This is a genomic window from Sphingomonas sp. S-NIH.Pt15_0812 (genome assembly GCF_003951315.1).
Classification (GTDB): Bacteria; Pseudomonadota; Alphaproteobacteria; order Sphingomonadales; family Sphingomonadaceae; genus Sphingomonas.
The window spans coordinates 1-9,715 of sequence record NZ_QLJH01000059.1 but is presented as its reverse complement, the minus strand read 5'-3'; the positions used below and the strand labels follow the sequence as shown (position 1 = coordinate 9,715).

The 9,715-nt window shown below is 59.5% G+C and carries 9 protein-coding genes; 5 read left to right on the top strand and 4 right to left on the bottom strand.

All coding sequences use genetic code 11. The features are described 5' to 3' along the window. Nucleotides 1–280: 280 nt before the first annotated feature. Nucleotides 281–1,033, top strand: a complete 753-nt coding sequence (locus tag BRX43_RS19250; RefSeq protein WP_125996680.1) for an SIMPL domain-containing protein — start codon at nt 281–283, stop codon at nt 1,031–1,033. Nucleotides 1,034–1,080: 47 nt separating this feature from the next. After that, the gene (locus tag BRX43_RS19245) at nt 1,081–2,001 is read left to right on the top strand and encodes a VOC family protein (protein ID WP_125996679.1); all 921 of its coding nucleotides are present in this window, start codon (nt 1,081–1,083) and stop codon (nt 1,999–2,001) included. 20 nt (nt 2,002–2,021) lie between these two features. Here the strand turns inward: BRX43_RS19245 and BRX43_RS19240 are convergent, their stop codons facing one another. From BRX43_RS19240 to BRX43_RS19225, 4 genes are all read right to left on the bottom strand, one after another. Then, nucleotides 2,022–2,735, bottom strand: a complete 714-nt coding sequence (locus BRX43_RS19240) for a haloacid dehalogenase type II (RefSeq protein ID WP_125996678.1) — start codon at nt 2,733–2,735, stop codon at nt 2,022–2,024. 1 nt (nt 2,736) lies between these two features. Next, complete coding sequence (locus tag BRX43_RS19235; protein ID WP_164523688.1) at nt 2,737–3,036, bottom strand: putative quinol monooxygenase; 300 nt, start codon at nt 3,034–3,036, stop codon at nt 2,737–2,739. Between the two features lie 340 nt (nt 3,037–3,376). Beyond that, nucleotides 3,377–4,819, bottom strand: a complete 1,443-nt coding sequence (locus BRX43_RS19230) for a carbohydrate porin (protein ID WP_241215086.1) — start codon at nt 4,817–4,819, stop codon at nt 3,377–3,379. Nucleotides 4,820–4,975: 156 nt separating this feature from the next. Then, on the bottom strand, nt 4,976–5,578 hold the full coding sequence (locus BRX43_RS19225) for an energy transducer TonB (RefSeq protein WP_125996676.1): 603 nt from the start codon (nt 5,576–5,578) through the stop codon (nt 4,976–4,978). Between the two features lie 634 nt (nt 5,579–6,212). Here BRX43_RS19225 and BRX43_RS19220 point away from each other — a divergent pair. The 3 genes from BRX43_RS19220 (at nt 6,213) to BRX43_RS21095 (ending at nt 9,407) form a co-directional block, all read left to right on the top strand. Further along, the gene (locus BRX43_RS19220) at nt 6,213–7,424 is read left to right on the top strand and encodes an MFS transporter (RefSeq protein WP_125996675.1); all 1,212 of its coding nucleotides are present in this window, start codon (nt 6,213–6,215) and stop codon (nt 7,422–7,424) included. A 17-nt stretch (nt 7,425–7,441) separates the two neighbouring features. After that, nucleotides 7,442–8,416 carry a helix-turn-helix domain-containing protein gene (locus BRX43_RS19215; RefSeq protein ID WP_125996674.1) on the top strand — a complete coding sequence of 325 codons (975 nt, stop codon included), beginning with the start codon at nt 7,442–7,444 and terminating at the stop codon, nt 8,414–8,416. Nucleotides 8,417–8,648: 232 nt separating this feature from the next. After that, nucleotides 8,649–9,407, top strand: coding sequence for a PEPxxWA-CTERM sorting domain-containing protein (locus tag BRX43_RS21095; RefSeq protein ID WP_241215085.1), 759 nt, complete (start codon nt 8,649–8,651; stop codon nt 9,405–9,407). Nucleotides 9,408–9,715 lie beyond the last annotated feature (308 nt).

The window sequence follows — 9,715 nt, the reverse complement described above, 5'->3', positions numbered from 1 at the left end:
CGCATAGTGGTGCTGGCGGGCTGACGCCCGCCGATGCCGCCAGGCGGGTTGTGCAACACCGCCCAGAGGGGCACCATACCAACCCCGGACTCCAGTTATGACTGGTAGAGCTTTGGGGAGCACGTCACAGCGGGTAAGCTTTCTAAATGACCGTTAATGAGGCGCGTTTGGTGCACGCTGACATGCGCTTCTACTAAAAGGCGGTAACGCCCCATGAGCTTCGCCTTGCCGTTTCCGTCAGTTTGAAGGATGCTGCGCAGAAACAGGAGAGGCTAAGGGCATGATGCGTTGGCTGTTTGCGAGTGCCGTACTATTCTCTCAGAATGCGAACGCTCAAAATCCCTCTGGACGCACTGTGCAAGTGACAGGCGTGGGCATTGTTCAAACTGTTCCGGACATCGCGAACCTTGACATCTACCTCCGTGGCGAGGGGCCTACGCCAGACGCGGCCACCGCTGCGCTCTCGGCGAAGCAGAAGGCGGTCAGTACGGGAGTTGCAGGTTTGTTGGGGCCGAACAGCGACTTCACCACCAGCAACGTCACTGTGATCGAGGCGCGGGGCGGTGGGTGCACAGATGCGCGTGGCTATGCAAGTCAACCACGTCTCAGCAGCGGTGATTGCGCAGTAGCCGGCTTCATCGCAACCATGCAGGCCCGTGTTCGAACCCAGGCAGTCGGGAAGGCTGCGACAGCTGCTGGTCTTGCATCCCGTCTCGGTGCCAGTGATGCCCGGTTGCAAGGGTTCGCACTGTCGGACCCGAAGACGGCTCAGGGAAGGGCCAGCGCAGCAGCTGTCAGCGATGCACGGCAACGGGCGGAAGCTCTTGCAACGGGTGCGGGGCTGCGGCTTGGCCCGATTGTTACCGTTCATGATCAACCAAGCTTCGACATCACAGTGTCCGCCTCGCGGATAGGGGCGAACGCTCCCGCTGCGCCGCCGGCACCGCGCGTTTCACCTGTTGTGCTTGATACGAAGCCGACGCCGATCGAAACCAGAGCTCAAGTTACCGTCACCTACGCGCTCCTACCTTGAATTGCTGCCGGAGTGACGCAAACCTACCGAAATCCAGGAGCCTGCCAATGATCGCACGTTTCCTGCTGGCAACAGCGACCGCCGTAACGCTGCTCGGTGCAGTAAACGCGCCAGAGGCAAGGCCGCCAATCACAGGCGTATCTCATCTCGCTGTCTATGCCCGTGACATGAGCAAGGCCGATCAATTTTATACGCACGTTCTTGGAGCAAGGAAGGGCAGCGACCCGGAAAACCCGGATGGCGTCCGCTATTATCTCAGTGACCGCCAGTTCGTTGAAGTTCTGCCCGCCGGAGCAAGGCAGGGCGCCAGCATGCTCGCACATGTCGCCTATACGACCTCCGATGCGCGCGCCTTGCGTACATGGTTGCAGAAGCGCGGGGTGGAGAAGCTCGGCGGTATCCAGCGTAGTCCGGAAGGCGAGTTGTGGTTTGCTACGGTCGATCCGGAGGGAAATGGTGTTCAGTTCGTCCAACCGGCAAGGGGCGTCGATACGCCAGTGCCGGGTGCGATCAGCGGACGGATCATCCATGTCGGCTATGCGGTGCACGACCGAGCGAGACAGGATGGCTTCTACCGACAGCTGCTTGGCTTCCGTCCCTACTGGTTCGGCGCGTTCAAGCCCGACAAGGTCGACTGGGTGTCGCAGCAAACCCCCGATGGTCGTGATTGGCTGGAATATATGATGGTCGGCGCCGGATCGGACGTGACCGATGACAAAGTCGATGCTCGCCAGCTCGGCGTCCTCAACCACCTCTCATTAGGTGTTCAGAACATGCAGGCTGCCGTCACGACGCTTTATCGGGAGGATCGGCTTAGTGCCAAGCACGATGGCCCGCAGATGGGACTGGACGGCAAGTGGCAGGCAAACCTCTATGATCCCGACGGCACGCGCGTGGAGCTCATGGAGTTCCAGCCGGTCATGAAGCCATGCTGCTCCCCCTTCACGGCCGACAGCCCGACACGCTAGTCAGGATCATGGATCGATTGCTAGCAGCCGAGCTGGTCGGCCAGATTAGTGAAGCTGTTCGCCTTCCAATTCCAATCTTGTCGCTGATGAGCGTCGGGGGCTGGCGCACCACCGCGTTCCAACGGTCGATCGACATATGCAGTGAGCAGGCCTGCGCCCCGAGCTGCAGCAAGGTCGCTGTGATGTGCTGCCACCAGGCATAGTTCACTTGGCGCGACATCAAGGATTTTGGCAGTGTCCAGATACGCCTCGCGAGACGGCTTGTACTTCCGGGTCACTTCTGCACCCAGAATTGCGTCCCACACCACACTGCCATGGCGGGCTAAGTCGAGCACAAGAGCGATATTGCCGTTCGACAGGGTGACGACGGGAAACTGCGTTCTCAGTCGTTTCAGCCCCTCGACCACGTCAGGCCAGGGATCAAGGCGGTGCCAGGCACGAGTCCAATCGTCCAGCAATGCCGGGTCTACAGCATCGATCTTGATGCCGAGATTGCCCAAGGTCGCTTCCAGGGTCTCGCGATGCAAGACGTCGAGGATAGCGAACGGTCGTTCGCCGTCTCGGACGACCGCCATCGCGGGTTGATAACACGATCGCCAATCATCCGCGAACGCAGCTGCATCGACGTCCGAGCGCCCGATCCTCGAGAGGAAATCAGCAGATGCTCGCGTAATGCCTGATCGCCAATCGACAACCGTACCGAAGACGTCAAAGGCAAGCGCGCGTGGCAGCATGTCAGTCAGCCACTTCGACTGCGTGGGTCACTGTGATGATGGGCCGGGCAGCAGCCAGATCACGTGTGGCCATTCCAAACGCCTTGAAATGTGCGGATGCCATGTGGGCCTGCACAGCTGCATCATCGACGTACAACTCATTGAAGACGAAGCGCTGCTCCCCATCCACCTCTCGCCAGAGGTCATAATAGAGCACTCCCGGCTCAGCACGCGATGCCTCGATACAAGGGCGAGCCGCAGCCACGAAGCCATCCTCCTGGCCCGGCTTGACGGCGACAAACGCTATGACTTTGACTGACATGGACGTCTCCTGATTACGGCCTCCACGAGCAACCTCGTCGACCATTCAGAAAGCCAATGTTAGCGCGTCTTTCCAAGTGGGCAAACTTACGACACCCGCCACCGCTGCTGTAAAAGCCGGTAACCCAACCCGTCAGTCAATTGCGCATCCGCGATGACTCCACCGTGGACGCCACACCTAGCTGAACAAACGTCCGAAGCTGGGAAGCGGGTAGGGCGTCCGGAATGGCCGTTTCTGGGTCGCTGCGGCCACCATGGAAAGGGCGGAATGTCCAAACGACAACCTTTCTCTTGGTCTGCGCGACTAGCCGGGTCGGCTTGAGCCATTCGGTCGCGCGGGGCTATAGCGTGATCGCCGCCTTTAGCCCGACTACGCCTACATCGTTGGCTTGCTTTACACCGCCTGGATGCCGGATCCATTGCACGTTGGGCCTGAGTTCCAGCCCTTCGAGCGGCTGGATCGAGTAGAACAACTCGGCAGCCTGCTCGGCCCCGTCCTGGACTCGTCCCGCCGTGGAAGCGAGCCACTGTGCGCGTGCGATCCGGCCGTTGACGTTGGTCCGCGCCACCGCAATGCCCAGCACCTCACCGCGGAGACGGGGCACAAGGCCGCGGTAGAACAGGCCGAGTGAAACCTGATTGTCGGTGACGCTGGTCTGCCGGTCCGTCTGGGTGACATTGGCGAAGACGCTCAGCCCAGAGACTGCCTTGCCGTCTCGGGCGCGGCCAGTGAGCTGCTGTTCCACGTTGACGTAGACGCCGTAGCGCGACGAACGCTGCAGCGGCTCCAAGCCGGTAACCGCCTGCGGGCGTCGGTTCACGTCCAGATAGACGTCGTCGCCGTCGGCAGTGGCGATCCAGCCACCAATCTTGTACGCGCCGACCCGTCCGTCGCGGGCGGTTGGCGTCCAGCCCGCCTCGACTGGGATCAGCACACCTGTGCCGCCGTTGACATGTGCGACGAAGAACCGCTCATTCAGGTTGCGCGGGTTGATTTGGTACACCGCGGCCGACACATAGTGCGTCTTGTCCAGCTTTATCCGGGCGCGCGCACCCAGCTGGCTGACAGGCCAGTTGAACCAATAATCGCCGGCGAGATTGCCCGGCTGCGCGCCACAGAAGCTCAAATTCATAAACTGGCACGAGAACGCTGCAAAATCCTCCCCCGGGTTGGTGAGGCCAAGCTTCAGCTCCAGCTTGTCGCCGATCACCTGCTCGTACCACAGCTGCGTCACCCGCAGCGTCTGGCCACGTCCGTAAACCTCCTGCACCTGTTGAAGCGTGCCGAGCCCGGCATCGTCGCTGAGATTGCGACCGCGCCGCCAGGTAATCGTCGCCTGGAAGGCGCCGCCCTTCAATCCGGCAACCTTGTCCAGGTCGAGCAACATGCCCGCGTCGAACTGGCCGGTCTCGCGGAGCACCTGCCGTTCACCACCAGTGACGTTGTAGGCACTTTCGGAGGCGTAGCGCGCGGTCAGGCCGATACCGCGACGTGCCAACCGGGTGCGGATCGCGAGCCAGTCACCGATCAGGCCGGGGGGTGGCGGCCTACGCGTGTCCGCCGTGAGTGCCGAAGGGAACACTTCCTGTTCCGCTGTGCTGGAAGCAGCGGCGCCGCTGTCCGGTTGTGCCTGAGTATTCCCAAGCGAACTGGCAGGGCCCTGTTGTCCGACCGCTCCGCGTCCCTGCACGTCCTGAACGGGCGTTTGTGACGCTTCGTCCTTCATGGCTTCGTCCTGTGCCTGCTGCGCGACCGCCGGCTCGGCCGTGATCAACAGCGCCAAGCCCAACCCCACACCCAATCTACTTTTCACGCCACCCTCTTCTTTATAGCTGAGGAGAACGCAGGAGCCGCGAAGCGGTGCCGTCTGGCGCAGGACTCAACACCCAACATCGTATCAGCTTCTTTCCGGTACGCGGACGGTAATTCGAAGCTCCAGTCAGCGTGCCACGACGCTGCCCATATCGATCTTCACAGTTACGATACGACGCACTGGTTTTCCCTTTCGGACGGCTGGCGGCGAGAACCTCGAACCGACTGGAAAGAGATGGCATAGGTCGGGCGGGCGAAGCATGTTCTTGTACGTTGCTTCGGCAGGATCGCAGGCTGAGATGATGCCGCTTGGAGCGACATGGAGGACCGACATGCCCATGCCTTCTTCGATCGCAATGGTGCCAATTTCGATGGCCTTGGGCTCAACCGGCGACGGTATGTCGTCAGGATAACGCCATGTGATCTTGGTGGCGTACGTCGAGGCCGTGGGTTGACCTGCCGCATCATGAGCGGCGCTGAAGCGACCACGAATGAAGATCAGGGAGCATGTAGCGGCATCGAGCGAGCGGAAACCGCTTGAACTGGAGACAGTGCAGCCTGAGACGTACCCTTCGGGGTCTATGGCTAACTGCAGCCCCACGGTGCCCTGAGCGTGTTCAGTCAGGCTTTCCGCAGGATAGTCCTTAATTGAAACCCAACTCGATGCATTAAGTGGGCGAGGTGTCGAACCGGTGGCAGCCGCAACCAGTAGGCCTATTATCATACTCATTGCCGAACCCCCTCACGCCGCTTGATCCCGGCTAAGCTTCGGGATGCCACGCCATCATATTACTAAATAGCCTTTATAGGCCAGCACCACTTTGCGCGGATGACGGTGGAGTTCGCCGCCAAGCTTGAGTGGAGTCAGCCTAATCAATGCTTGGGGGAGGGATACCACTTTCCTAAGCGAACGGTCTGCTTGCGCTCGATCTAATCAGCCGCTCACGCGCGGGCGGCATACTTTGGCGGCTCTATCCTGATGAATGGATGTCTGAAGTTGGGAAGCAGGGAAGGGAGCGTTAATGACCGGATATGGATCATTGTGTTACGACGAGCTTTAGAAATTAAGCAAGCCTCGACAAACGCTCCGTGTTGCTGGTGGCGTACCCGCTTTGCAACCACTGAACGAGCATAACGTAGTTTAATCTTGCGGAGTTCGCGCCTACAACGCTTTACGAGTGCTCAGGCCGCGATCTGATCAGCATGATCAGGAAATGATGGGGGCATCCCGTGCCCTCGGCGGTGCCTCTGCTTCACCCATTAACGTTCGTCAAACGCCGGGGAAATGAACGTGTTGACCTAAGTAGATCACTAAGCCAAAGCACTATGTAGTACCGAACCGGCCGCTTGGAGGCACCTAGGCCATGCGGCTTGTAATCGTGCTAGCGATGCTCCACTGCCTCGCGTTCATTGACCGCACAATGATCGGCGGTGCGCTACCTCTCATACGTAGTAGCGTTCCCATGACAGATGCTCAGGCCGGTTGGATCATAGGTACGGCGTTCGCGGCGACCTATGGCGTGGCCGCCTCCGTCTTGGCCGTATTTCGTCGTAGCCATCCCCCTTCGAGAGGGTGGCTAGGCGTCGGCGTGATAATCTGGACCGTGGGCAGCATCTGTACGGGACTTGCTACCTCACTTGGTACATTGACGGCCGCACGAGCGATGATGGGCATCGGTCAAGGTGTCTTCGTACCTTTAGCGATTGCGTATTTGGTCGATGGCGCATCTGCTGAAAATCAGAGCAAAGCGCTGGGTGTATTCGTCAGCGGGGCGAGCCTGGGGCGCAGCACGGCTCTGCTGGCGGCCGGTTCGTTGCTCGTCCTCCTCGAGCCACTGGCAAATCAGAGCGGCGTGGCTGTCTGGCGCTGGTTGTTCATCCTAACTGGAATTCCGAACGTCGTTGCGGCCGGGGTGCTGTTGTCGAAACGTTCTCCTGCACCTCTCTCGACAAAGGCTAAATCGGACCCTCGGCTGAGATGGCGCGAGTTGCTGCCCGTCTTTCTGGTCGCGTTCGCGCCCGTGATGTTTGCACAAGCCATATTGAACTGGTTGCCAACGTTGCTGGTCCGAGAGCGCGGCCTTTCGACGGTAGACGCAGCCCTATTAATTGGGTCCGTAACGCTGTTCGCGGCACCAGCAGGGCCCATGATCGCCGGCTGGCTTTTTGCCCGATCTCACCGCCGGCAGGAACGGATGCCCTTGCTTGTGCTCATCGCTCTGGTAGCGGCGCTCGTGTCTTTGGCGGCGGTCGTTCGAGTGCCCACATTAATTGGTGCGATAGTGGGCATGGCAGCAATGCTGGTGTCGTTAGGTATAGCGCTTCTCGGCGGACTGTTCGGTATCCAACTCCGTACGCCACGTGGCGAAAGCGTCAGGGTGAACGGAACGTACCTCGCATTTACGACCTTTTTCGCGGTTGGTTCAGGCCCTTTGCTGACGGGGGCTGTTGCCATGCATGTGGGACGGGCAGGAACAGCCTTTGGTGATGCGCTGCTGGTAACCGGGGCGGCTGTGACAACGGCCTGCACCCTTGCCGCTGTCATTGCCTCCACGACAGCGCAGCAGACACTGTGACTTCCCCAGCACGGCCCGTGGAACGGATAGAGTTCGACACCGAATTGCTGCCGCCAGATATTCGCCTTCCACGTTATCGCGCCCTGTACAGCGCCGGCGCCGATATTTCGCAGACGGGTCCGAATCTGCGAGCAACGTTTCGGGGATGGCGGCTGGATCGTGCGTTCCTGTACGACCGGCGGTTGAACGACGTAGGTCATAGCCGAGATCCCGGGAACCTATCCCGCTATGGTCTTTCCCACTGGACGGCGACGCTTGTGCTGAGCGGCCGGCTGACGGTCGACCTTGGCATGGGGGTCATGGGTCTGACGGCGGGTGATCTCGTGATCATGGATACGAACGCGCCATTACGCAACGAAGCCTACGACGTACATGTTGCCACTCTTTCAATGGCGTCGCGGCGACTTGAGGATATGGTGGGTCCGCTTGACGGACTGCACGGGCTGGTTGCGCATGGCGAGCAAACCGAGCTTTATATTTCATTCATTCGGTCGCTGCTTGAATCCCTCCCAAAACTTGAGGAGCGATCGCTGCCCGGATTAACCACCGCCCTAGGTGGCCTACTTGCGTCGATGATCGAGGTTCGGCGAGGCAGTGAAAATGCTTTTGCGCAATCTGGGCAGAATACCCGCCTGCTCGAGTTACAAGCCGTCGTGGACGCTCGCCTCAGTGATCCTGATTTTGGCCCTGAAGAGGCCATTGTAGAAGTAGGGTTGTCGAGAGCAACGCTCTATCGCGCGCTGCGAGCACAAGGCGGGCTCGCTAAATTCATATTGGCCCGGCGGCTGGAGTATGTGCGACGACTTCTGTCCCACCCGGGAGAGGATCGACGTTTCGGGGTGATCGCCCGAGCGGCAGGCTTTGAAGACGAGAGTCAGGCCAATAGAGCTTTCCTTGCACGCTTCGGCACTCGGCCTGGCACCTATCGGGCGGCTGTGCAGCGTGCGGAACCCGATGAACAGTTTCGCACTTGGCAGCGGGAGCTGCGTTGATCTCAGGGCATTGTCGACCGCGCAAAGTGCCCCGCATTGGGATAAGTGTATGCGATATCTCATCAAATGAGACGTGCAGCCATAGGTCGATCCTAAACGAGCGATTAACAGCCTTACCCATCGACGATCGAGATGAGCGGGATGCTAGCGAAGCTTCGGAGAGGCATCACAAACTATCCCTTTAGCATCGGTAACGTCGTTGTCACACAAACCAGAATCTGACGGGGGAAATATGGGTAAGACGATGGTGGCGATTTTGAGTGCGCCGATGCTTCTGGCTGCACTTCCTGTGACGGCACAGGCCGCCACGCTAGTTCGCACTGGCAACGATACGCAAAGCAATAACCAGCAAGCTTTTGCGGGATCAATCCTGGCGAATGACTTGATCAATGCGGGAAGCAAGAGCCTGCTGAGTGTGACGCAGACTGGATACACCGCGTTCGGCAATTCCAGCCAGGCTTCGACGGTGCTGAACGACGGCATGAATGGCGCCAATACTAACGGTTTCGATAGCTCGGGTGGCGCTTTCGATAGCGATGGCACCTTCTCGCTCGTTTATAAATTCGATTTGTCGACCGCGCGTAACGGCTACGATCTTACGCGGATTTCGTCCTTTGCTGCGCACGAGGACAATCGTACCGGTCAGAATTACACCGTCTTCGTCAGCTATGTGACCACCGGCGTTGATAGTTTTGTCAATCTCGGCTCCTTCATCGGCTCGAACGCAGGTGGCTTGAACCAGGCGTCGCGTCTTACCCTCGAGAACGATGTAAATTCCGGCGTTGACGCTTTTGCCTCCGGCGTAGCGGCGATCCGTTTCGACATAGCTCCCGCTGATCCTGCAGCGACCATCTACCGCGAATTCGATGTCGTCGGAACGGCTGCCGCGGTTCCCGAGCCCGCTACCTGGGCGATGATGCTCCTCGGTTTCGGAATGATCGGCGCAACCGCTCGCTTCCGGCGTCGGTCGATCAAGGTGTCTCTTGTCTGATATCTGACTGCTTCGTCTTCTTATCAGGGGCTGCTGATCAAGAGATTGGCAGCCCTTTGTTGTAAGCGGTAGAACTGCAAGAGCAGCCTTGTTTCCAAGACGTGTCTGTGGCTGGTACCCGCTATCCGAGAGGTCACATGAATGGCGTTTTCGGGCGCGAGTCGATTTGAGCTGCCCCCCTCTGAGTGGTCCATCGACTATGACAGTCTGGACCAAGGAAGGGACGACGAATGCCTGCCAAGAAGCACAAGCCCGAGGAAATCATCGGGAAGCTGCGCGAGGTTGAGATCATGCTGGGTCAGGGCGGC

Coding starts and splice junctions, on each gene's coding strand:
- BRX43_RS19250 (WP_125996680.1), top strand. CDS start 281: ATGATGCGTTGGCTGTTTGCGAGTGCCGTACTATTCTCTCAGAATGCG.
- BRX43_RS19240 (WP_125996678.1), bottom strand. CDS start 2,735: ATGCTGCCACGCGCGCTTGCCTTTGACGTCTTCGGTACGGTTGTCGAT.
- BRX43_RS19225 (WP_125996676.1), bottom strand. CDS start 5,578: ATGAGTATGATAATAGGCCTACTGGTTGCGGCTGCCACCGGTTCGACA.
- BRX43_RS19220 (WP_125996675.1), top strand. CDS start 6,213: ATGCGGCTTGTAATCGTGCTAGCGATGCTCCACTGCCTCGCGTTCATT.
- BRX43_RS19245 (WP_125996679.1), top strand. CDS start 1,081: ATGATCGCACGTTTCCTGCTGGCAACAGCGACCGCCGTAACGCTGCTC.
- BRX43_RS21095 (WP_241215085.1), top strand. CDS start 8,649: ATGGGTAAGACGATGGTGGCGATTTTGAGTGCGCCGATGCTTCTGGCT.
- BRX43_RS19235 (WP_164523688.1), bottom strand. CDS start 3,036: ATGTCAGTCAAAGTCATAGCGTTTGTCGCCGTCAAGCCGGGCCAGGAG.